Annotated in this window: 25 protein-coding genes; 5 read left to right on the top strand and 20 right to left on the bottom strand. The window is 44.2% G+C overall.

Going from position 1 to position 20,372, the window contains the following annotated elements:
* The first annotated feature begins 342 nt into the window (after nt 1–342).
* Both AC3CKG_RS23350 and AC3CKG_RS23345 read left to right on the top strand, forming a co-directional pair.
* Complete coding sequence (locus tag AC3CKG_RS23350) at nt 343–1,368, top strand: AraC family transcriptional regulator (protein ID WP_102281542.1); 1,026 nt, start codon at nt 343–345, stop codon at nt 1,366–1,368.
* Between the two features lie 270 nt (nt 1,369–1,638).
* On the top strand, nt 1,639–2,790 hold the full coding sequence (locus AC3CKG_RS23345; RefSeq protein WP_102268165.1) for an MFS transporter: 1,152 nt from the start codon (nt 1,639–1,641) through the stop codon (nt 2,788–2,790).
* A 226-nt stretch (nt 2,791–3,016) separates the two neighbouring features.
* On the opposite strand, the gene AC3CKG_RS23340 is transcribed toward AC3CKG_RS23345, so the two are convergent.
* The 3 genes from AC3CKG_RS23340 to AC3CKG_RS23330 all read right to left on the bottom strand — a co-directional run bounded on the left by AC3CKG_RS23340 (nt 3,017) and on the right by AC3CKG_RS23330 (nt 4,918).
* Complete coding sequence (locus AC3CKG_RS23340; protein WP_017109589.1) at nt 3,017–3,352, bottom strand: helix-turn-helix domain-containing protein; 336 nt, start codon at nt 3,350–3,352, stop codon at nt 3,017–3,019.
* A 155-nt stretch (nt 3,353–3,507) separates the two neighbouring features.
* On the bottom strand, nt 3,508–3,852 hold the full coding sequence (locus AC3CKG_RS23335) for a winged helix-turn-helix domain-containing protein (protein ID WP_017109588.1): 345 nt from the start codon (nt 3,850–3,852) through the stop codon (nt 3,508–3,510).
* A gap of 172 nt (nt 3,853–4,024) precedes the next feature.
* The gene (locus AC3CKG_RS23330; protein WP_488529473.1) at nt 4,025–4,918 is read right to left on the bottom strand and encodes a helix-turn-helix domain-containing protein; all 894 of its coding nucleotides are present in this window, start codon (nt 4,916–4,918) and stop codon (nt 4,025–4,027) included.
* A gap of 50 nt (nt 4,919–4,968) precedes the next feature.
* Here AC3CKG_RS23330 and AC3CKG_RS23325 point away from each other — a divergent pair, with 50 nt between their 5' ends.
* A complete protein-coding gene (locus AC3CKG_RS23325; RefSeq protein WP_488529472.1) occupies nt 4,969–6,366 on the top strand; it encodes an MATE family efflux transporter in 1,398 nt (465 codons plus the stop codon).
* Between the two features lie 104 nt (nt 6,367–6,470).
* Here AC3CKG_RS23325 and AC3CKG_RS23320 read toward each other — a convergent pair whose 3' ends face one another.
* Nucleotides 6,471–6,866, bottom strand: coding sequence for a nitrous oxide-stimulated promoter family protein (locus tag AC3CKG_RS23320; RefSeq protein WP_488529471.1), 396 nt, complete (start codon nt 6,864–6,866; stop codon nt 6,471–6,473).
* Nucleotides 6,867–6,868: 2 nt separating this feature from the next.
* Nucleotides 6,869–7,384, bottom strand: a complete 516-nt coding sequence (locus tag AC3CKG_RS23315) for a GNAT family N-acetyltransferase (protein ID WP_488529470.1) — start codon at nt 7,382–7,384, stop codon at nt 6,869–6,871.
* Nucleotides 7,385–7,481: 97 nt separating this feature from the next.
* Between AC3CKG_RS23315 and AC3CKG_RS23310 the strand changes: the two genes are divergently transcribed.
* Nucleotides 7,482–7,691, top strand: a complete 210-nt coding sequence (locus tag AC3CKG_RS23310) for a DUF2986 domain-containing protein (RefSeq protein ID WP_488529469.1) — start codon at nt 7,482–7,484, stop codon at nt 7,689–7,691.
* A gap of 126 nt (nt 7,692–7,817) precedes the next feature.
* Here AC3CKG_RS23310 and AC3CKG_RS23305 read toward each other — a convergent pair whose 3' ends face one another.
* From AC3CKG_RS23305 to AC3CKG_RS23265, 9 genes are all read right to left on the bottom strand, one after another.
* Nucleotides 7,818–8,741: an ABC transporter substrate-binding protein gene (locus AC3CKG_RS23305; RefSeq protein WP_488529468.1), complete on the bottom strand. Its 924-nt coding sequence runs from the start codon at nt 8,739–8,741 to the stop codon at nt 7,818–7,820.
* Between the two features lie 2 nt (nt 8,742–8,743).
* Entirely contained in the window at nt 8,744–9,619 is an 876-nt protein-coding gene (locus AC3CKG_RS23300; protein WP_017075990.1) for a metal ABC transporter permease, read from the bottom strand.
* The gene (locus AC3CKG_RS23295; protein ID WP_004731165.1) at nt 9,619–10,353 is read right to left on the bottom strand and encodes a metal ABC transporter ATP-binding protein; all 735 of its coding nucleotides are present in this window, start codon (nt 10,351–10,353) and stop codon (nt 9,619–9,621) included. The genes AC3CKG_RS23300 and AC3CKG_RS23295 overlap by 1 nt, the downstream gene beginning before the upstream one ends.
* Nucleotides 10,353–11,288: a metal ABC transporter solute-binding protein, Zn/Mn family gene (locus tag AC3CKG_RS23290; protein WP_488529467.1), complete on the bottom strand. Its 936-nt coding sequence runs from the start codon at nt 11,286–11,288 to the stop codon at nt 10,353–10,355. Before AC3CKG_RS23290 ends, AC3CKG_RS23295 begins: the two co-directional genes overlap by 1 nt.
* Nucleotides 11,289–11,304: 16 nt before the next feature.
* Nucleotides 11,305–11,901, bottom strand: a complete 597-nt coding sequence (locus tag AC3CKG_RS23285; protein ID WP_229634075.1) for a DUF6162 family protein — start codon at nt 11,899–11,901, stop codon at nt 11,305–11,307.
* Nucleotides 11,898–12,233 carry a hypothetical protein gene (locus AC3CKG_RS23280; RefSeq protein WP_050633364.1) on the bottom strand — a complete coding sequence of 112 codons (336 nt, stop codon included), beginning with the start codon at nt 12,231–12,233 and terminating at the stop codon, nt 11,898–11,900. The genes AC3CKG_RS23285 and AC3CKG_RS23280 overlap by 4 nt, the downstream gene beginning before the upstream one ends.
* Before the next feature lie 115 nt (nt 12,234–12,348).
* Entirely contained in the window at nt 12,349–13,185 is an 837-nt protein-coding gene (locus AC3CKG_RS23275; RefSeq protein WP_017104777.1) for a DUF4198 domain-containing protein, read from the bottom strand.
* A gap of 118 nt (nt 13,186–13,303) precedes the next feature.
* Nucleotides 13,304–13,822: a DUF2271 domain-containing protein gene (locus AC3CKG_RS23270; protein ID WP_102578774.1), complete on the bottom strand. Its 519-nt coding sequence runs from the start codon at nt 13,820–13,822 to the stop codon at nt 13,304–13,306.
* A gap of 80 nt (nt 13,823–13,902) precedes the next feature.
* A complete protein-coding gene (locus AC3CKG_RS23265; RefSeq protein WP_108098957.1) occupies nt 13,903–14,532 on the bottom strand; it encodes a PepSY-associated TM helix domain-containing protein in 630 nt (209 codons plus the stop codon).
* A gap of 416 nt (nt 14,533–14,948) precedes the next feature.
* On the opposite strand from AC3CKG_RS23265, the gene AC3CKG_RS23260 reads away from it, so the two are divergent.
* Nucleotides 14,949–15,272: a hypothetical protein gene (locus AC3CKG_RS23260; RefSeq protein ID WP_488529466.1), complete on the top strand. Its 324-nt coding sequence runs from the start codon at nt 14,949–14,951 to the stop codon at nt 15,270–15,272.
* Nucleotides 15,273–15,436: 164 nt separating this feature from the next.
* Here the strand turns inward: AC3CKG_RS23260 and AC3CKG_RS23255 are convergent, their stop codons facing one another.
* From AC3CKG_RS23255 to AC3CKG_RS23230, 6 genes are read right to left on the bottom strand one after another with little or no spacing between them, the layout of a single operon-like run.
* Nucleotides 15,437–16,615, bottom strand: a complete 1,179-nt coding sequence (locus tag AC3CKG_RS23255) for a tetratricopeptide repeat protein (protein WP_076670796.1) — start codon at nt 16,613–16,615, stop codon at nt 15,437–15,439.
* Nucleotides 16,612–17,232, bottom strand: coding sequence for an energy transducer TonB (locus AC3CKG_RS23250; RefSeq protein WP_229634080.1), 621 nt, complete (start codon nt 17,230–17,232; stop codon nt 16,612–16,614). Before AC3CKG_RS23250 ends, AC3CKG_RS23255 begins: the two co-directional genes overlap by 4 nt.
* Nucleotides 17,233–17,251: 19 nt before the next feature.
* Nucleotides 17,252–17,656: an ExbD/TolR family protein gene (locus AC3CKG_RS23245; protein WP_004731145.1), complete on the bottom strand. Its 405-nt coding sequence runs from the start codon at nt 17,654–17,656 to the stop codon at nt 17,252–17,254.
* A complete protein-coding gene (locus AC3CKG_RS23240) occupies nt 17,653–18,213 on the bottom strand; it encodes a MotA/TolQ/ExbB proton channel family protein (RefSeq protein WP_010429842.1) in 561 nt (186 codons plus the stop codon). The genes AC3CKG_RS23245 and AC3CKG_RS23240 overlap by 4 nt, the downstream gene beginning before the upstream one ends.
* Nucleotides 18,213–19,589, bottom strand: coding sequence for a MotA/TolQ/ExbB proton channel family protein (locus AC3CKG_RS23235; RefSeq protein ID WP_488529465.1), 1,377 nt, complete (start codon nt 19,587–19,589; stop codon nt 18,213–18,215). The genes AC3CKG_RS23240 and AC3CKG_RS23235 overlap by 1 nt, the downstream gene beginning before the upstream one ends.
* Complete coding sequence (locus AC3CKG_RS23230) at nt 19,589–20,356, bottom strand: DUF3450 family protein (protein WP_372203367.1); 768 nt, start codon at nt 20,354–20,356, stop codon at nt 19,589–19,591. The genes AC3CKG_RS23235 and AC3CKG_RS23230 overlap by 1 nt, the downstream gene beginning before the upstream one ends.
* Nucleotides 20,357–20,372: the final 16 nt, after the last annotated feature.

The raw sequence follows: 20,372 nt of genomic DNA, 5'->3' as shown, positions 1-20,372 counted from the left end.
ACGTTTTAATCGTTGTAATAAGTGTTGTCTTTGTTGCTATCAAAGCCTGCACATTGGTGTGTCATGTAGGTAAGAGTATTTATTGAGCAAAACAGTAGTTATTGAGCAAAATGTTTGAGATGTTCCAATATGCAACCCATCAAATTACAACATTTTGATAACATTTCGAACAGGTTTCAAAAAGACAAAAACCGGTGATATTCGGACACAGCTCTATCAGGCCTTGTAAAACCTTGCACACATAAAGCAAAAGTTTGAACAAGCTTGGGAAAGTGAGAACAGGCGACAAGCGAAAATGTTAAGAGTTCGGTTAAGATGGCAATATTCAACAAGAGGCATCCTATGAAATACACCGCAGTCTACGAACCCGATATGCAAGCATTCGGCATTCTTGATCTTCAATTACTGCATCGCTATATGTCACCCGCCCTCAATATCGAAGCATTATTGGAAGGCAGTAACATTGATGCTCTGCAGCTCAACACGCCAGACACCCACATTACCTTGGCGCAAAAGTTGGCGGTGTTCAGTAACGCATTGGCGAACACCGATGAAGGCGGTTTGGGGTTAAGAGTCGGCCAACAAGCAAGGTTTAGCGACTTTGGCGTTCTAGGTTATGCCGTATTCAGTAGTGAAACGCTTTTAGATGCTTTGCTGATTGGATTTAAATATCTGCAGCTTGCAGGCCCTGTACTTAGAAAAACGATGTCAGTAGAAGATAACGTTGGATACTTTAGAGCCGAGCAGCTGATCGACTTGGACTCGCTGCTGCCATTTTGTTGCGAATATTGGTTCACCGCAATTCAAAGCCTGTGTGAAGAAGTACTACAACAGCCATTCCCATCCCAAGTGATCCGCTTCCCTTACCCGAAGCCAGAATACGGCGACCTCTACACAGAGATTTTCCGTTGCCCCGTTGAATTCAATAGTGATCGCCTTGAATGGCAGTTTGATGCAACAAGTTTGTACTCGCCTCTTCCTACCGCCAATACCATCACGCTGCAGATGTGTCTGAAATCGTGTGACGACATGTTGGCAAAAGTCAGTGCGTCCACCAGCCTAAAAGAAAAAGTCTCTCAAATGCTACTTGAGAGACCTGGATGTTACCCTTCGATAGAATCTATTTCATCAGAATTGGGGATGTCTTCTCGAACGCTGCGCCGGCACCTCAAAGCCGTCGATACGAGTTACCAGAAGATACTTGACCACGTTCGTTTTCACCTTTCTCGACACTACCTTTCTTCAACTCAAATGAGCATTGAAGAGATATCTGAGCGCGTTGGGTTTTCCGACAGCGCTAACTTTCGACATGCCTTTCGTAAGTGGAGTGGAAGCTCGCCCAGACAATACCGAAACGAAGTGGTGTAGCACGATTAAACGCCCTAAATTAAAATCTGATGAATACAACGAATCTCTCTCCGTCTTTCAAATTAAATAGTCGTTTGAACAACGCTTTATCGGCTATTTAACCGCAGAAAATATCGCGAAAACATGAAATATCACAACGGTATTTTAGCCAACAAATACGATAAATTTCTTTTATCTTCACGACCATTTTTATTCGTTTTACCCAATCCAGTTTCTCCCCCATAGTCGCGGAAAATTCATCGTTTCTTTCACTATTTAGAGGCTCCTGCATTGGACAACATCCAACCAACAACTCGCATAACTGTTCCTGTTATTGCATTGTCTTTTTACGCGATCGCTTCAGGCTACTTAATGAGTTCATTACCATTAATGCTGTCTGAGTATGGCTTAGACAGTAATCTATCGAGTTGGTTGGCGAGTGCCTTTTATGCAGGTCTTTTAGCGGGTACGTTATTGATTGAACGTGCGATCGCTCGCGTTGGTCACAAAGACGCGTTCGTCATCGCATTGAGTGTGTTCATCGCAACGATCCTTGTATTGCCATTGATCCCACACCAAGCAGTATGGCTGTTAGCTCGCTTTGTGGCTGGTGTGGCTGTTGCAGGTATCTTCGTGATTGTAGAATCTTGGCTAATGAGCGGTGATGAATCTCAGCGTGCGAAACGTTTAGGGGTTTACATGTGTTCGCTATACGGCGGCTCTGCCGTTGGTCAACTTGGCATTGGATACCTTGGTATTACAGGCGGCGTGCCTTTCATTGCAATGTTCACCTTGTTGTTTGGTGCGATCATTGTGTTGATGTACGGACAAGCGACAGCACCACAAATTCACGATGCTAAGTCTTTATCACTTAAGCAAATCAGCAAACTGAGCCACAGCGCATTAATTGGTTGTATTGTATCGGGGCTAACACTTGGTTCTATTTATGGCTTGATGCCTGTAGAGCTCGCTCAGCGCAACATCGCACACCAAGATATTGGTGGTTTGATGGCCTTAGTAATTATGGGTGGTATGGCTGTTCAGCCGATGGTGACATGGTTATCTCACCACATAGGGCAAGTGTTATTAATGGCTCTGTTCTGCCTACTAGGGGTTGCAAGCATTGGTGTACTAACGATAAACCATGATTTCTACGTACTAGGCATGAGCCTATTCGTACTGGGCATGGCAACATTCGCACTTTACCCAATTGCGATTAATTTAGGTTGTCGTAACTTAGACCCAAGCTATCTGGTGTCAGTGACTCAGGTTATGCTGTTGTGTTACAGCATCGGTTCAGTCGCAGGACCATTAGTAGCAGATAGCTTTATGGATTCTCAAGCAGGACTATTTACTTACCTGTTTGCGTCTTTGCTAGCGACAACGATTTACATGTTAATCGCAAGCCTAAAGCGCTCTCCTCTACAGATTGCTGGCGAGTGATATAGCAGGTAATGAGTAAATCGCAGGGAGTAAATGGTAGATAATTGGTTAAACAGTTCTGACCATTCTAAACGAGTCGATATTATTGGGGCTCTTCACTAAAGGCTATTAGCCTGAAGGAAGCGCCCTTTTTGATACGTAGGGGGGAATAACGCTCAATATATTGAAATCGTTCGATTTATCAAAACGGTGTAAATGACGAAAACGCTGCTGAAGCAAATGCTATTTAAGGCTGGAAAACGTAACCTTCACCAGTGATCGTTAAGATCAAACCATCACCTAAAATTGAGCGTATCTCAGAAATAGCGACAATTACCGACGAATTGGTGACTTTCTCACTTTCCCAACCGATATTCTTAAGCTGACGAACACTGAATAACTGTCCGCGATGCCGATTCATAAATAAAATGATTTTTCTGTACGCTAATGGCATCGTTCCAAGCACATAACCATTGTCAACGTTTCGTATGAGCTTCGTATTTAGCTCAATAACCTTACCGTTTACCTCCAATACCGCATTGCTTTCAACTTTATTACCTTCAATTACTGGGTAAGTATCCATATTCATATTCCCTAACAGAGCAACCAACGACACAACTTCATTAAGAGATGTGTTTAATAACGTCACTTATATATGGACGTTTAAAATCGAAGATAATGAAAGTGGCGTATACGGTAAAGAGATTAAATTTTTATTATTAGAATATGAACAGATTATCAACAGCAGGAGTCAGTCTCTAACATATAGCCTTCATTAGGTATGGTGTAGATGAATTTACAGTCTATCATTCCGCGTATTTCATAAATAGCCACAAGCACAGAAGCCGAAGTGACAGACTTGCCAGCCCAGCCAACACGCTTCAAAATATCCTTGCTGATCACCTCACCTTTATTCTCGTAAAGATAAAAAAGTACCTTACGATGAGGCTCGGATAACGTCCCGACAATCGAACCACAGCCAGCTTTTCGGACAAGTTTCGTTTTCGTATGGAATTCTCTCATATTAATTACGATTTTTCTGTCTGATTCAAAGTCGAGTATCTCTGTCGCATCTTGTGGCATCACTAACCTCTAATTTTGTAAGCCTTAACCATGGTCATAAAAGTAGGAGGAAAGTACATAACGTCAGCGGCGAACAATACAGTAAATTTACTGCATTGCGCCGTTATTAGATGTTGTAAATGAACACTGTTTTATATTATGTATAGATTTGATGCTTCAGCAGTCCCACTGTTTAGCCTGAGACCCGATGACTCTTTCGATATTGACTTGGCGATAAACCAAAATGCTTTTTAAAGCGATGCGAGAAGTTATAAGGATCTTTGTAGCCTAAACGGTTGGCAATCATCGACACTGACCAATCTTGCTGCTTCAACAAGCTGGTCGCTTTGTCCATTCTCAGTTGTATCAACTTGCTACGTGGAGACACGTTAAACAACGACTTAGTGACTCGGTTTAACTGTTCTTCACTGATAAAAACACGTTCTGCCATCCCCGCTACGGTCCACGCTAAATGTAGACTGCTCTCGATTTCGTTGTATAACGCCTGAACACGTGCCGTGGTGCTCGTCGATTTGGGCTCAAAGCCCGTTAAGGTTCGAATGATCTCGCTCATGAGCAGTTTTCTGTAACTTGCACGGCCACCAATTTCAAAGTAAACCAAGTTCATCAGCGACCAGATCTGTTCGCACTCTCCGAAAGGCACAATGCTCTGACCTAAACTCGCAATATGCTGCCATTGCGGGGTATCGGGCGTCAGCATCCACGCCATTTTCCAATAGTTGTATTGAGGATCAAGCTCGAAGCGAAATGGGGTTTCCGCAGGAAGAACCACAAGTGTGTATGGGGAGATGGCTTGTACCGAGGTTGCAGTGGTTAGAATTCCGCCCCCTTCTTGAGTAAAAATTAGCGTATGAACATTCACGGATTCACGCTCAACCCAATACGCGCCATGCAGCTTTGCCATACCCCCCATGTAGACACCGCAGCTTTTCATCTCTGGGATATCTTCAACGGTCAAAAAACGTTCTTTGCAATGTTCCGCGAGAAAAACATCATCTTGCCACGTTGATTTAGGCTTCATGGCATCAATGACGGATTCGCACAGGTTTTGTTGTTTTTTAAACATGTTGTTACTTCGCTCAAATCACTATAGTTCTGCCATAAATCGGAGAGCTTATGACAACTAACATCAACCCTAACTCATCTATGAATAACAAGCCAGAGAGCATCTTACCTCGTATCGTTAAACTTGGTTTGCCTGTTGCTTTGCAAAGTGCGCTGGTTGCTATTCTTGCCCTTGCTGACGTCTTAATGGTCAGCGATTTTGGTATGGAAGCAGCAGCCGCTGTGGGAATTGCATCAAAATGGCACTTCGTTGCGATTATGATTATGGCAGGGTTGGCCTCAGCAAACGGAACATTAGTTGCTCAATACTGGGGAAAGAATGACCGAAAAAGTGCACGTACCGTGTCATCTATCGCAATGGTGTTTGGCTTAAAAGTTTTGCTGCCTGTCACTGCAATCATCACTCTTGGATCCCAGTTTTTAATGATGTTGCAAACCAGCGATCAAACCGTGATTGAGCTTGGCGCCAATTACCTTTGGTACGGCTTCCCTGTTTTGCTGCTGACTCATATTGTTGTCGTGGTGGAAGCAAGCATGCGCTCATCAGGTGACACCGTAACTCCACTGTTATTAGGGGGTGTTACCATTGCACTCAACATTGCGCTTAACTTCATTCTAATTAAAGGGGCTTTCGGCATTCCAGCAATGGGCGTTGCGGGTGCGGCATTAGCGACAACCTTAGCGCGATTGATTCAAGTGGGCTTGATGTATAGCTACATGCGTATGCGTAAACATTGGCTGTTAACCACTCCAAGCTCACCACATCGTCCGTCACTGTGGTTGTCTTACCGACGTATTGCTTTGCCACTAACGATGAATGCCGTGTTGTGGGCAATGGGTACTATGGCATACCAAATGATCTTCGGTCACATGGGCACAACAGAGCTAGCGGTTTTCTCGATGCTCGCGCCATTCGAATCGCTGTGTTACTCGATATTCTTTGGTATTTCTGTAGCGTGTTCAGTATTGCTTGGCCACTCACTCGGCCGTGATGAATTTGATGACGCGATGAGCATGGGCCTAACGTTCATAAAGGCTGTAATTGGATTTGGTGCGGTTGTCGGCCTTCTCCTCTTCCTAGGCAAAGAGCACGTATTGAGTTGGCTTAACTTAACAAACGAGAAACTATACCCACTCGCCGCGCCAGCAATGATGATCATGTGCTTTGCTGTCGTAATTCGCATGCTAAACATGGTAATCATCAACGGCATTATTCGTGCTGGTGGTGACAATGCATTCTGCCTGCGCATGGATTTCATCGCGATGTGGATGGTTGGTATTCCAGTGTGTATTTACGGCGCATTTGTCGCTGGATGGGATTTCAAATACATCTATGGTCTGATGTTGGTAGAAGAAGTGGTGAAACTGGCCATCTGTTCACACCGATACTTGAGCCGACGCTGGATCAACAACCTAACGGTTACCTATGAAGAACCACAAGCGGCTTAACCTCATGAAGCTAGCCGCCTTCTGAACAAGAAGATTAGAAACACAAAAAGGTCTGAGAAATCAGACCTTTTTTCGTTTCGTCAGTAATTGATTTAAAGCGCCAGTTACTTCTTGTTAATTCGGATATGGCGATTAGACACATTCGGCAGTGGCCTCTCTGGCACTTTCCGTTTCTCATGAATCAAATGTCGTATTGCTAAAATCGGATGCTTAAGTAGCATTCTTGGCCCTGCATAGCGCATCACTAAACGCATCTGCTCTTTCGGGTCAGGCTTATAGCAATGAATCGGACACTTATTACAGGTCGGCTTTGCTTCGCCATAAGGGCATCTATCAAGTCGTGTCTCTGCATAACGCAACAGTTGCTCACACTCCTCACATAACGCGTTATTCTGACGAACCGCACCATGGTGATCTTTGCAGTAGATGTGCACCATCGCAATAACGGTTTTGTACTCCGTCTCGAGTTCGCCTTGTAGAATGTTGTTATGTTGGAACATGATTAATTACCTAATGAGAGACCGTACAGGTTGAGATTGACGCTTTCATTAATCGTCTCTTCAACTCGTTCGAACACAAAACCTAACTTAGTCAGTAGTGCGATACTTCGAATGTTATCAGAGGTTGTGATGGCAACTAAATGATCGATATCAGCATTATGATTAGCTTGTTCAATTATCGCTTGTGCCGCTTCCAATGCAAAACCTTGCCCATAGACTTCAGGGACAAAACCATAGCCGATGTCATGAGACTCTAAGTTATCTCGTTTGATTAATCCGCATACTCCAATTGGCGTTGAGGAATCTTTAATTTCAACCACCAATAAGCACACACCTTTCTCTTGATGCATTTTGAGAATGTTGTTCTCGATGTATTCAACAGCCTTGTCAGTATCTGTGATTTCCTTGTCTCCGATGTAACGCAGGAAATCTTCTGAGCTATATAATCGCTGGATAAACGCCGCATCTTGAGGTGTGATCATTCTTAATCGTAAACGAGCGGTCTCGACTGCCTGCATAGTGATATTTTCCTTGCTGAATACCATGTAAATATTGAGTTCTAGATCTAAAATGATTATCCTCCACCGCATAAACTAAATACAAGGCTATGCAGCAATGAACCGTAAGAAAAAAATCAATCAAATTCTAAAGAAAAGACAGAAACAGGCGAATTCTAAACTGCATGGTAGCAACAAGCCTCGCTATATTTCTAAAGCTGATCGCGCAAGAATGGAAGCTGAAGAACAAGCGAAAGCCGCTCTAGAACAAACAGAAGGATCTGTAGAAGTGACTACTGGATCTGAAGAGACAAAAGCTGCAGAGTAAATCGTAAACTCGCAGTACTCTTGTCCAACTCTCCGAACAGAGCCATTGGATAACAACAAAAAAGCAGCCTCTATTTGGGCTGCTTTTTTGATCCTACCGTATTAACCTAGCCACTTAGCTATTCAATTAACCTTTGAATGGTTTAACTTCCCAACGTGCGAACGGCGCTTTTGCATTAATCCCTACTCTTCCCCAACGGTCTACCGAATCAACAACAAGAATTCGTTCATTCGGCACCAGTGACTTAATCAAAGTCGTAGGCTTTTTCGCTGTGACTAACCATAGAGCATCGTCTTCTGAAAACATCGCTTTGAGCTTCGCTTTATCTTGCTCTGTCCATTCCAGTTCTGCTTTGAACATACGGTCTTCAACAAACAGTTGACTACCAGAAGCGAAATCTTCCAAGCTTTCTGAAAGCAATAATACTGAATCTACGTCATTATCCAATAACACCGCTTGTTGCTTGTTAATCAGTTCACGAACATCAAGCATTACGCGTTGTAGGTTGCTATCAATCGTCTCTGCTTGCGCTGGCCACAACAGCTTAAAGTCGTCAGCCACAATTGCCGCCATGCGCGTTAAATTGGTTGGGTTTAACCACGCGAACTTAGACACATCACCACTCGATAACGTCAACGCTGCAACACCTTGCGCGCGCGGCGTAATCGCTTGAGCCGCATCCACCTCTACCAAACGGATGTTACCCTGCCTTGCGTAAACAAATGTAGGATCAGCTTGCCAGATGGACGACAGCGTTAATGCAACGGTCGCCTTTTCACCAGACTTAAGCACCTTACTTACGCCCTTAGTGCCAAACCAGTTAGGCAGACGATCAATGCCGTAGCGTTTTGGTGGTAGGTATTCAGTGGTAATGTCGGTGCCTTTGGTTAGCTCTGTCGCTAACGCGTAAGTCACAGGCGTACTGGTGAGGATATCCTCTGCATTAGCGCTGATCGACACCATTGAGCCAGCCAACAATAGGCTGCTGACTGCACTCACTTGAGCCGTTGCTTTTAGTGAACTTGAAATACGATTCATTAAAGAAGTCATGATTATGCCTTTCTTACAATTCGGTATAGCGTTGCCGCTAGGAAAAATGTTGCAGAAACGATGATGATTGAAGCACCAGATGGCACTGGCAGTTTAAGTTCCATCGGTAATACTGTTCCGACCAAACACGCGATGGTTGCCAGTAACGCAGACAGTAAAACAAAGCTACCCATGCGCTTAGTTAGCAATCGAGCCGTAGCGCCTGGGATCAGTAATAACGCGCCAACCAGAACCGCACCCACTATTTTCACCGCTGCAATCGTCACTAAGGTGATCATCATGACAAACAGGTAGTCATAGAAGCTGGTGTTATAACCACGAACCTTGGCAATATCAGGGCTAATACAAGTCAAAAGAATACGGTTGAACGTCGGTATCAAGAGCAAAATGATGATCGCGCAACTGCCTGCGAGAATCGCTAAATCTTGGTCTGTTACTGTTAGAATCGACCCAAATAACACGTTCTCAAGCATGTGGATATTGATCTTACGTGCCACGTACATAAGCAATGCTGCGCCGACCGCTAACGCAAGTGCAAGGAAAACGCCGACTAAGGTGTCGTATGGCACATTGGTTCTGTTTCTTACAAAGTGAAGAAGCAGCGCGAAGATCATACAGAAGCTAAATAAGCCAATAATTGGGTTTTCTGGTGGCTCACCAAGTAAAACACCGATAGCGATACCGGTTAGCGCTGCGTGCCCGACGGCTTCAGAGAAGAAAGCCAGACGCTTTGCAATAACCAAAGTACCAAGGCCACCTAGTAACGGGCCTAGTAACAACGCAGCAACCAATGCATTCACCATGAACGCATACATAAAGCTGTCTGATAACCAACCCGCTTCAACGCCACTTACGGCAAGTTGTCGTAACCATTCCATTACGCAACCTCCTTCGATTTAACGATGGCTGCGCCACTGCTGTAGTGCTGAAATAAACTCTCGATTTTACTTGGGTGCAGCACTTGTTCATGTGGGCCACTATCAACCAAGAATCGATTCACAACATGTACATTCGCTTCAAGGCGACGTACTGCGGTTACATCGTGGTGAACGGCAAGAATCGTGCGACCTTCATCAACACATTCACGAATTAGAGATTCAAGATAACGAACGCCCTGCTCATCCATGCCAGTCGTAGGTTCATCCAACACCAATAGGCTTGGGTTATCCAATAACGCTTGTGCAAACAACACACGTTGTTGTTCTCCGCCCGATAACTGGCCCATACGGCGGTCACTACGAGTCGCCATTCCCACACGATCCAATTGTGCGAGTGCGAGATCCAACTGCTTAGACTTACGACGCCAAAATAGCGGAATTCGAGTTTGGTTAAGCAGTACGAAATCCATTACCGTCAGGGGTAAGCTCGATTCGAAAGTCGCTTTTTGAGGGACATAACCAATACTTGGCTTTTCTGGCCAATGAATATTGATTTGCCCAGAGAAAGGCGTCAAACCAAGAACCGAGCGCAACAAAGATGTTTTGCCTCCGCCGTTTGGCCCCATGATCACATGGCACTGACCCGCTTTAAGTTCTAGTGAAATATCATCAAGAATGACGTTGTTGTCGTATTGCAGACCAAGTTGATTGATTGAAATTGAAGGACCTAGCATTATGCGTTCCCGCTTTTCGCGTGGTTCGCCGCCGCAAATTTCATTGCTTCGATTAACGTTTCTAGGTTCTTCTTCATTTCAACTGCGACTTTGTCGTCTTCATATTCACCGTGCGTCATGTGAGAGAAACGGTAAAGCTGAACGCCCGTTTCCGCTTCAATGGTGTCAACAAAACGGTTTGGCATATTTAGCTCGTAGAACAGAACATCAATACCCGATGCGCGGATCTTTTCGATCGTTTCTTGCAGTTGGCTAGCACTTGGTTCAACACCGTGTGCAGGCTCAATCACCGCCGCCACATCTACACCAAACTCTTGAAGGATATAGCCGTAAGCATTGTGCGTCGTCGCTACTTTCATGCCTGATGTGTCGAGTTCGCCTAGTGACAACATCGCATCACGCTTCATAAAGCGAAATTGCTTGGCGTACTTACGCGCGTTCTTGCGATAAAACGCAGCGTTGTCTGGGTCAAGCGTAGAGACTTCACTGGCGATGGTGTAAACCTTTTGAATCGTTGTCGAAAGCCCAACAAAGGTATGCGGGTTAACAGCACCTTGACCAACAGACTGGCCTAATGCAGGAAGTAGAGGCACTTCTTTATTGGCTTCGATTACCACTAAGTCATCACGTTGCGCGGCTGAAATCACTTTAAGCGCGAAGTCATCGTGACCAATACCGTTTACCACGATCGCATCCATCTGGCTCAATCGCTTCAAATCATTGGGTTGTGGTAAGTAGTTATGCGGATTAAAGCCAGCATCAACCAATGGGAGAATGTTAACTTTGTCACCCACCACCGCTTTTACATAGCTGTAGTAAGGCTGAAGCGTGATACCAATCGTCAGCTTATCGCTGTCGATCTTATATTCTTTTGCCAATGCATTGGGTGCCATGAACACCGCCAATAACGACATGAACAGAGTCATAATTCGCATAGTAATTCTCTTATTATTAGTGAGCATCGTTTTCATGATGCTGTTCAATTTCTGATTCGTTCACGACCATTTTCCAACCAGTAGACTCAAGCATGTGTTGGTCAAAACTAGCTGGCTGTGTCGCTACACCGCCGAAGAAGATCCAAACCTCAGGAGAAACGCTGTTCGCGTTCAAAATAAAGGAATCCGCAGAACCATGGTCGGTTGGCGTAGAATGCTCGCTTGGTGTCGCATATTCGCTTGGCGTAGAAAAGTAGTAACCACGCTTATCCAATAACCAAGTATGAGAACCTTTGCGCTTCCAACTCTGGTCTTCAACAAAAGGCGCGACCCATTCATCTTTCAATGACATAACACTTGGCCATTCGCCATCTGAGTCCATACGAAGGTCACGAATCTCTTCATGAGCCAAACGTAGCTCTGATAGCATCGCCAAGTTTTCTTGTTCAACATCGGTCACCAGAATTTGATGATCAAGTACCGCTTTCACGTGGGATTCTGCCTGATGAAATGGAATAGCGACCGTGGCAAAGCTCAGGATGAATACAATGATCAGCCCTACCCATTTACCTTCTCTGCCACCCGTGTCAGCACGTACGCCTTGAATCATCATTTCTCGCTGATCTCAACAACGTCCACTTCAACAGGAAACTCATGGCCCGAATCGAATACAAGGTAGAACTCAGTGTTAGGGTTTGGAAATTCAACGATAGAACGCTTATCCGTCATCTCCTTTGCAATCAAGTTGTCTTCGTAATCGTACATCTCAACTGCGTAATCAATCGCTTTACTACCATCAGAATAACCTGCTTCACAGGCCACGGTTTTGCCTTCAAACCAGCAACTCATCAGTGGAAAGTGTGCTTGCGCAGGTAATGCAGCGAAACCAAGTCCCAGTGCCAAGCATGGAGTGATTATCGATTTTAGTTTTGTTTTTATTGTCATGGTTCGTACCCTAGCCACAGTGCAAATTCTCAGAAGTTAACTGAGCGATAAAGGGCTCAAATGAGCCCTTAAGTTTTTAGTTGCTTAATCAGGGATCGAGCCCCGATATCACAGATTACTGAAGCAGTGCTTCGAACGTTAGGTGAACGTTCGCGCTTGCTTTGTCAGCTAGTGGGTTGTCAATCAACTCACCTTTGTAGTTCGCTTTCATTACGTAACGACCCGCTACGTCTGGAGTAAACGTAATTTCACCGTTCTCGTCACTCACAACATCAATCTGCTCTTGGTGGTTACGGTAAAGTGTGCCTTCACGAGTGATCTCCGCTTTCACGTCTTTCTGGATTTCACCGTTGTAGAAGAATTGGAATGTCACGGGTTCACCTTCAATGATGTCTGAAGGGTGCGTGACTGGCTTCATTTCAAGCAGCTTGCCTTCAATCTTAAATACTGAATCCGATGGCTTACCCACTGTGATGTAGCTTTCTGCACGGGTAAAACTGATTTGTGTTACCACGTCACGCGATTTTTCAGGAAGAACTGAATCACGTTCCGCTTTGTTTGCTTTGACCCATTTCACTGTGTCACGACGACCCGCTTTGTATTGCGTGTAGTAAGAAGGCTCATTGTTTATCGCAACTTTGTGCGTACCTTCTTCTTCGAAGTAGAAATCAAAGATTGAACGACGTTTACCACGAATAACAAAGTTAGGACGCTCGCTGCGACCGTCTGGCATGATGACATGAGCGTTTTCACTGCCTGCTGGCTTATCGAAAACGAACGTACCATGAGACGCAGTCACGTCGAACGTTAGCCAGTCACCACCTTCTTTAGACACGGTAAAATGAGACGGCAGGATCCAACGCGGGTGAGCTTGCGCTGTAGTCGTTGCTGCTAGTCCGAACGCCATAACACCTGCTAGTGCAAGTGCCTTAATTTTTGTCTGTTTCATCATGTTCAATTCCATTATTTATAATTGTTAGCCGTGTCGCTCTATCTGAGCCTACGATGACCACTGTCTATTCTGTTCAGCTTGGTTTTAATTCGTACTTACTAGTTACTATTCGCACTTACTATTTAGCGATGTAGTTCAGAGTGATTTCACCCGTCTCTTCCGTTGCCTTTAGCTCATAGGAAGCATTTGTATCCGTTAGTGATACTTTTTGACGAAGGTAATTACGGCCACCGTGTTCGCGAACCACTTCGATATGAACCGTGTACTCGCCCTGTTCTAGAGTTTGACCTTCATCGCTCTTACCATCCCAAACGAAACGGTACTGGCCAGCAGGACGCGTTGCAGAAGTCACTGCATCAACCAATTCACGATCGTAACGTCCCACCTTTCTCCACCAGCTACGTAAGTCTTTAAGCCATTCATCTTTACCAACCCAAAGCTCAATGGTTTTCACTGACTTTCGTTCGCTGTTCTCTACCCACACCGCCACATAAGGACGCGCATACATAGAGGTATCGATCTTTGGAAGCTTAAAGTTCACATCAAGTTTTGCCGTATCAGGGATCGCTTGTGCCATACCTAGGCTTGGCAAAAGAGATAAAGCAAGAAGCGCCTTGCTCCAGTTCATTTTTTTCATTTTTAACAACCTTTTAAATCCGTTTAACCTTTCGTTCTTCATGCTGATTCATCAAGCAGACTCATCAACCTACTGGAGGGTTAAGGTACGGCGACAAAATAGATAGCAAGTGAGATTGCAGACCCAAACACCGTCCATTTAATGGAGGTATTGAGCGTTTTTTTCTTAGGTAACAGTAAGCACACGCCAGTAAGCACAAAGAAGATCATCAGTAGCGCAGTGATATCGATAAACCATTTCCAAACTTCACCGCTATTACGCCCTTTGTGTAGGTCGTTCAAAAGCGCGATAACGCCGTAATTGGTGGTTTCGACTTCCACCATTTCAGACGTCACGTCAACGAACACAGAAGCGTTGTAGCCTGGTCCTTTGAAGTCCATAGACACTTCACCGATGAGCAACTCACCGCCTTCAATCTCTGCGTAGATGTCTAAACCTGAAGGAACGCCAGATAGGTTGGCTTCTTCAAACAAAAAGGTTTCAAAGGCCGTTTCATCGGCTTTTAATCGCCCGTCTTGGATTGAAAATAAACTTGTAGGAAGCGTTAACGTAGACCGTTGGATATTGGGTTGTGTTGATTCAAATAACTCAGGTCGATTAAGGGTGATACCTGTCACTGAGAAGAAAAGAACAACGAACAAAAGCGCCATTGAAATATAAACATGAAGTCGACGAGCCCATGATTGAACCGCCCTACTTTTTAACGACATACAAACCAATACCTATAAATTTTATGGCGACAATTTAGTTGATAATCATTCGTATTGGCATTCAATTTACATTGTTTACGTTTGCCGAGCAGCGTAAGGAAATTTACATAACATTACATGGGAAGTAATCGAACTGTTTGCATATTCTTGCTAACTTGTATTAGAGGCAATTGATAAGTTGTATTTGAGCTAACTGATAACAAGCTCAAGCCTCAAAAAATCTCAATCTAAACATGCTTGATTGAGATTAGTTTAAGGTAGCAATAGTGGCTTTAACGATTGAGAATTGGGACTATTCGGAGGTTGGATCACTTTAAAGATCAACAAACAATGGGTTCGTCGGTGGATGTACGTTGCCAACAAGTAGGATCTGTAACCAACGAAAGAGAGCTAAATAAGCTTAAAGGGATTTTGACATGCGTATTATTGTTGTTTTGGTTGTTGCTGCGCTAGCAACAGCGTGCAGTAGCCAAGTGGCCAGCACGGAAGAACATATCCAGAAGTACATAGGTTCAGACATAGCCGAAGTACAAGAACGCTACCTAACCGAGCGATCACGGCCTATCAGCTTTTGGGAATCACGGACGTTTGCATGGAAAGAGACTCAAAAAACACTAAAGGATGGCAGCACTCTGTACGCTTTTAAAAACCCTTCTCGTGATTGCACTATTAACTGGATCGCTGACAGCAATGGAATAATTAAAAGTGCAACGTCTAGTGGGGCGATGTGCGATCCGTAATCGATTAATCCTATAACAAAACTAGATGGACTCTAGCCGACTAAATTATGAGAAAAATTACGAGATAAATTGAAAAAGGGTGTCATTTGAACGATCAAATGACACCCTTTTGCTTATCTTATTTCTTGTGTGCTGTTTCTTGTCTTCTGTTTACTATTAAGCAGTTAGACGTTTCCGTTATCACTCACAGTTCTTAGCTGAGTCAGATACTTAATCCAACCTTTTGCTTCAGAAGAGGGTTCAATGTTGTTCGCACGCTTAGCTTGAGCAAGGGCGTTGTCTAAGTTCTTTAACTTATACCATGAGCGCACTTTTGCTAATGCAACGTCGGCCTGTTTGTTTTTGTCTTTCACTTTGTCTAAAACAACCAGTGCTCGGTCGTAGTAACCTTGCTGAACCAATAGTTGAGCCACATTCCAATGATATTGAGTGTCTTTTTTAGACGCTAGCGTCCACACTTCAATCGCATTGTCCCACTCTTTCGCTAGCTGCCAGTAAGTTGCTTGCTCCGCTAGAAGTTGAACGTCGCTGTTCGCATCATCTAGCTTGCTAATTTCTTGAGCTGCACGTTCTGGAATACCGCGTTTCGCGTAAAGCTGTGCTAACAAGCGGCGATCTGAGTTTTTCAGCTCAACACCTTGTAGATCAGCCAGTGCTAACGTGTTCAATGCATCACGATTACGTTCTAATCTTAGCTGAATACCAACAAGTTGACGCCACCAGTTATCTTTCTCTGGTTGAAGTTCAATGAGGCTTTCCAGTGTCGGAATAGACGGTTTCCACTGCTTTAACTGTAGCTGAGCACCCAATTTTAGCGATAAAGGTGATAGCTCTTGTTTTGAATTGAACTTATCGCGATTACCAATGGCCACCAGTACTTTTGACCAGTTTTCAATTTGATATTCAGCTTGTGCAATTCGCATCCAAAGTGTGTCTTTCTTTTCCTTTTCTGGCGCAGTTTTTACTAACTCGTAATAGTGCGGAAGCGCTTTTTTAAACTGCTGATCGTTTAGTAATAGATCAGCAAGCATGCGTTTCGTTACCCAAGCCTGTTCATCCACCAGTAAATTACTGTCGACCGCATAAGTAAGCTGCTTAATTGCCGTGTCGGTTTTACCATCTTGCCAGTAAAACACACCAAGCATGCGCGCTACGTACGCTTTATCGTAGCCTTTAGAAAGCTCCAAGCCTGCAAGTACGTCAATCGCCTGTTTAACCTGTTCATCTTGAGCAAGCTTGTGCGCCTTTTGAACACGAATAGCAGTATATTGAGTTAGCTCTTTTGCTTGTGTTGTAAGGGGCATTAACAACAAGCCCACTAATATCCATATCTGTTTCATCATTTTGCCAACTTAAACTCTAGTTTCACGGTTTGACCAACCTGAGCTATCGCTTTTCCATCGACGACTTTCGGTTGATACTTCCATTTTTTAAGTGCTCTCATCGCTTCACGTTCAAACATACGACGTGGGTTTGCGTCAGTGACTTGAATGTCAATTGGGCGTCCCGTTTCGTCGATGGTAAAAGACATAATGACATGACCTTCAGCGCCACGCTTCAGCGCTTTAGCTGGGTAACGAGGTTCTACTCGATACAAAGGCATTGCCTGTTGGTTTGACCCAAAGTCAGAAAATGTCGGCGCGTTAATCGCTAGGCCGTCAATCGATGTATTCAAATCCAAAGAAGGCAGTGAAGACATCGAATTCAGAGGCGTGACTTCAGCTTGTGACTGAGACGTTTGCGCTTCTGGTGGTGGCTCTGGCATTTCTGGCTGTTCAGGAACTGCGCGTTGTCTTCTCTGGACTTCTTGCTCAGCTTCAACCATCACCATGTTGAAACTTAACGTTTCACTGTTGTCTGGTGAACGTTGGTGGCCATTATCAACCATCCAAGCCATGAAAGAAAACAGCGCTAGACCCAATGCCCCCGCTAGCGGTAAAGCAAGAAATAGGCGAATCATTTATGAAGATCCTCCAAGATCATCGCTTTTCAGCAGCAAGCGCAATGTTTTTAACACCCGCACCTTTAGCGGCGTCCATCACTTTAACAACAGTACCGTTGTAAGCGTGCTCATCCGCTTGAATAACCAAAGAAGCATCAGGTTGTTCTAGCAATAAATGTTCTAACGTCGCTTGAACACGTTCAACATCAACAACACGTTTATCGATGAAGATGTCATTCGCAGAAGTAATCGCAACAAAGATGCCCGCATCCTTTTGACTTACCACGTTAGAAGCCTGTGGGCGATTGACTTCAACCCCTGATTCACGAACAAATGAACTGGTCACAATAAAGAAAATAAGCATGATAAATACAATATCAAGCATCGAAGTAAGGTCTATTTGAGCCTCTTCGTTTTTAGAATGACGTCGACCGAGTCTCATCGTTGACTCCTTAAAGATTTTTCTAATTTCAATTCTAAGCGGTTACACACTTTCGCTAAGCGAGCATGAACAAACATGCCCGCTAGTGCAGCAACCATACCCGCCATGGTTGGCAGCGTCGCCAACGAGATACCTGAAGCCATCAATTTAGGATCGCTGCTTCCTTGAGTCGCCATGACATCAAAAACAGAGATCATACCGGTTACGGTGCCTAACAAGCCCAACATCGGACAAATAGCGACTAACAGCTTAATAAAATTCAAGTTTTGGTTAAGTAAGATACTCGCTTGGCCTAACCAACCTTCACGAATGGCTTTAGCATGCCAAGAAGAGTGATCTTCTCTTTCATGCCACTTTGCAATCCAAGCTTGGCGTTGCTTTGGAAAATAGAACGCAAGATAAAGCACGCGTTCTACCACAAGCACCCAATACACTAAGACAACAGCCGCTAGCCACCACAGGACGAAACCGCCCTGCTCCATAAAGCTTGATAAAGACAGCAGCCAGTCACTCGTTAACCAACTCGCTGGTAATAGAGAACCCGACAAAATATCCATTACGCAGCAGTCCCAACTGGTGAAACGACAGCTTTTGATTCAACTGTTTTTTCTGCCTGCTCAGCAACAAGGCCAATACCCTGCTTCTCAAGAATATTGCGAATGTTCTCTGACTGAGTGCTAAGAATGTTATGTGCCAATAGCAATGGCATTGCAGCAACTAGGCCAAGTACTGTTGTTACAAGCGCCATCGAAATACCACCAGCCATAACTTTAGGGTCACCATTACCAAATTGTGTGATCACTTGGAATGTTTCGATCATGCCGGTTACGGTGCCCAACAAGCCAAGCATTGGTGCGAGTGCTGCTAGAAGTTTTAGCATCGATAAACCTTTCTCTAAATGAGTCTGTTCATCAACGACGGCTTCTAAAAGACGCAGCTCCAGTGCTTCAACCGTTTGGTTTTGCTCTTTGTTGTAAACTGCAAGAACACGACCAAGCGGGTTATTACCCGGTTGTTCAGGGTTCTTAAGTTGTGCGCGAATCTTCTGACGAGCGATAGCAAGAGAAATACCACGAACCAATGCGATGATTAGTCCAATAGCCAATAATCCAAGAATCACTTTACCAACCACACCACCCGCTTGAAGGCGGTCAGCTAAGCTTGGTTCTAAAGCTAATTGTTCCAGCATGAATCCACGAGAGGGATCGACAACCACATTAGATACTTCGCCATTCGCAAGTGAAGAAAGCGATGCCAGTGTTGGACCATTTGATGGCTGTTTCAGATAAACAATCGCATCTTGGTGCTTGGAATCCCACCATACGTAACCTGGTTCTGCAACCAAACCAATAGAGCCTAGGCGATAAACCTCCGCACTTTCAGTTACTCCCTCATTATTAACAAGAGAAACGGTCGATTTGCTTATCTCTGAGCTTGCTTGGATTTGCTCCATCATGCTTAGCCAAAGGCCTGTTAATTGAGGCATCGATGGTAACGATTTAGCGTCAACGATGTCATAAACAGTTTCAGTGTAAGCAGCTCGATCGACATTAGTGACGGTGTCAGATATTTCATGATCGAGATCTTTCGCATTTTGTCTAACAACGCCAAACAACTCACCTAAGCTGCCTGTCTCTAAGCGAAGTTTTTCTTCTAAACGCGCCAGCTTATTTTCATTATCACTAAAGGTTTGAGTAAGAACATCTGTCGCGTTTTGAACCGATGTACGTTTCGCTTCAAGCTGTGCTTTGATCGCTTTCAGCTCTTGTTCTGTCTTTTTGAAATCCGCTTCACGGACAACATTGTGGGAAGCTTGAGTACGATTCTCTGATTTAGCCTTATTAACTAGCTGAGCAGTCGTATCAGAAGCTGACAAAGCAGAAAATGAAATTGAAGTAATACAAAGCAATGCTGCTAATGGCTTTAAGTTCATTACTTAACCTCCGCAACAGTTAAAGAAACAGGTAAAGTAATCAAACTAGGTGACGCTTGCTTATTAGCAATATCGAAGGCTTTATCAAGCTCAGATTTCATCGAAGAATCAAGCTCTTGCCATTGCGAGCTATTTTGGTCCCAAGACCAATATTGAGTGCCGTTTAAGTTACGAGCGACCAATGAAATACGTCCAAGGTGCAAAACGTCAACTTCAAGTACTTTGTCTTTACTTATCTCGACACGGCTAGCGTAAGAACTGAGCTTGATACCGTAATCCACTTCAATTTGATACGCCTCTAAGATACGACGATATTTTTCAGCGTCACTGACATCAGCGCGCGTCATCGTCGCTCTTAACTTTTCTACACGACTCAGGCGACTCTGTCTTTTGAACGGAAGATCGTTTTCAATGGTTTCTTGAAGCCCGTCGATCATTTTATACATCAAAGGCACAACACCTTGACGTGTCAGTTTAATTTCGTCGATTTGCGCTAGATAGCTTTCAGATTCTTTTTCTTGGCTTTCTACTAATGCAGCAAGGTGATCGTGATAGATTTCTAAGTTTTTAACTTCTTCTTGCAGACGTTCAATCTCAGCTTGCAGCATTAAAGTCGCTTGTGAGCTTTTATCAATAACCTTTTGGCTCGAAGCCGACGCGTTATTGGTCTTGTTTTGAATTGATTGAGCTTGATCCAAGCTGTTTGCCATCGAAGACGTCGCAACCAAACTGATCGCAAGTGCTAGGCTAGTTTTTAAAAGATTCATAATTGTAGTCATTTAC

The organism is Vibrio sp. QJM3NY_15 (assembly GCF_057785995.1).
This window is presented reverse-complemented; position numbering and strand designations above follow the sequence as displayed.

Bases quoted from the DNA above. Each gene is read 5' to 3' on its own strand.
- AC3CKG_RS23350 (WP_102281542.1), top strand. From the start codon at position 343: ATGAAATACACCGCAGTCTACGAACCCGATATGCAAGCATTCGGCATT.
- AC3CKG_RS23340 (WP_017109589.1), bottom strand. From the start codon at position 3,352: ATGGATACTTACCCAGTAATTGAAGGTAATAAAGTTGAAAGCAATGCG.
- AC3CKG_RS23335 (WP_017109588.1), bottom strand. From the start codon at position 3,852: ATGCCACAAGATGCGACAGAGATACTCGACTTTGAATCAGACAGAAAA.
- AC3CKG_RS23330 (WP_488529473.1), bottom strand. From the start codon at position 4,918: ATGTTTAAAAAACAACAAAACCTGTGCGAATCCGTCATTGATGCCATG.
- AC3CKG_RS23325 (WP_488529472.1), top strand. From the start codon at position 4,969: ATGACAACTAACATCAACCCTAACTCATCTATGAATAACAAGCCAGAG.
- AC3CKG_RS23320 (WP_488529471.1), bottom strand. From the start codon at position 6,866: ATGTTCCAACATAACAACATTCTACAAGGCGAACTCGAGACGGAGTAC.
- AC3CKG_RS23315 (WP_488529470.1), bottom strand. From the start codon at position 7,384: ATGCAGGCAGTCGAGACCGCTCGTTTACGATTAAGAATGATCACACCT.
- AC3CKG_RS23310 (WP_488529469.1), top strand. From the start codon at position 7,482: ATGAACCGTAAGAAAAAAATCAATCAAATTCTAAAGAAAAGACAGAAA.
- AC3CKG_RS23305 (WP_488529468.1), bottom strand. From the start codon at position 8,741: ATGACTTCTTTAATGAATCGTATTTCAAGTTCACTAAAAGCAACGGCT.
- AC3CKG_RS23300 (WP_017075990.1), bottom strand. From the start codon at position 9,619: ATGGAATGGTTACGACAACTTGCCGTAAGTGGCGTTGAAGCGGGTTGG.
- AC3CKG_RS23295 (WP_004731165.1), bottom strand. From the start codon at position 10,353: ATGCTAGGTCCTTCAATTTCAATCAATCAACTTGGTCTGCAATACGAC.
- AC3CKG_RS23290 (WP_488529467.1), bottom strand. From the start codon at position 11,288: ATGCGAATTATGACTCTGTTCATGTCGTTATTGGCGGTGTTCATGGCA.
- AC3CKG_RS23285 (WP_229634075.1), bottom strand. From the start codon at position 11,901: ATGATGATTCAAGGCGTACGTGCTGACACGGGTGGCAGAGAAGGTAAA.
- AC3CKG_RS23280 (WP_050633364.1), bottom strand. From the start codon at position 12,233: ATGACAATAAAAACAAAACTAAAATCGATAATCACTCCATGCTTGGCA.
- AC3CKG_RS23275 (WP_017104777.1), bottom strand. From the start codon at position 13,185: ATGATGAAACAGACAAAAATTAAGGCACTTGCACTAGCAGGTGTTATG.
- AC3CKG_RS23270 (WP_102578774.1), bottom strand. From the start codon at position 13,822: ATGAAAAAAATGAACTGGAGCAAGGCGCTTCTTGCTTTATCTCTTTTG.
- AC3CKG_RS23265 (WP_108098957.1), bottom strand. From the start codon at position 14,532: ATGTCGTTAAAAAGTAGGGCGGTTCAATCATGGGCTCGTCGACTTCAT.
- AC3CKG_RS23260 (WP_488529466.1), top strand. From the start codon at position 14,949: ATGCGTATTATTGTTGTTTTGGTTGTTGCTGCGCTAGCAACAGCGTGC.
- AC3CKG_RS23255 (WP_076670796.1), bottom strand. From the start codon at position 16,615: ATGATGAAACAGATATGGATATTAGTGGGCTTGTTGTTAATGCCCCTT.
- AC3CKG_RS23250 (WP_229634080.1), bottom strand. From the start codon at position 17,232: ATGATTCGCCTATTTCTTGCTTTACCGCTAGCGGGGGCATTGGGTCTA.
- AC3CKG_RS23245 (WP_004731145.1), bottom strand. From the start codon at position 17,656: ATGAGACTCGGTCGACGTCATTCTAAAAACGAAGAGGCTCAAATAGAC.
- AC3CKG_RS23240 (WP_010429842.1), bottom strand. From the start codon at position 18,213: ATGGATATTTTGTCGGGTTCTCTATTACCAGCGAGTTGGTTAACGAGT.
- AC3CKG_RS23235 (WP_488529465.1), bottom strand. From the start codon at position 19,589: ATGAACTTAAAGCCATTAGCAGCATTGCTTTGTATTACTTCAATTTCA.
- AC3CKG_RS23230 (WP_372203367.1), bottom strand. From the start codon at position 20,356: ATGAATCTTTTAAAAACTAGCCTAGCACTTGCGATCAGTTTGGTTGCG.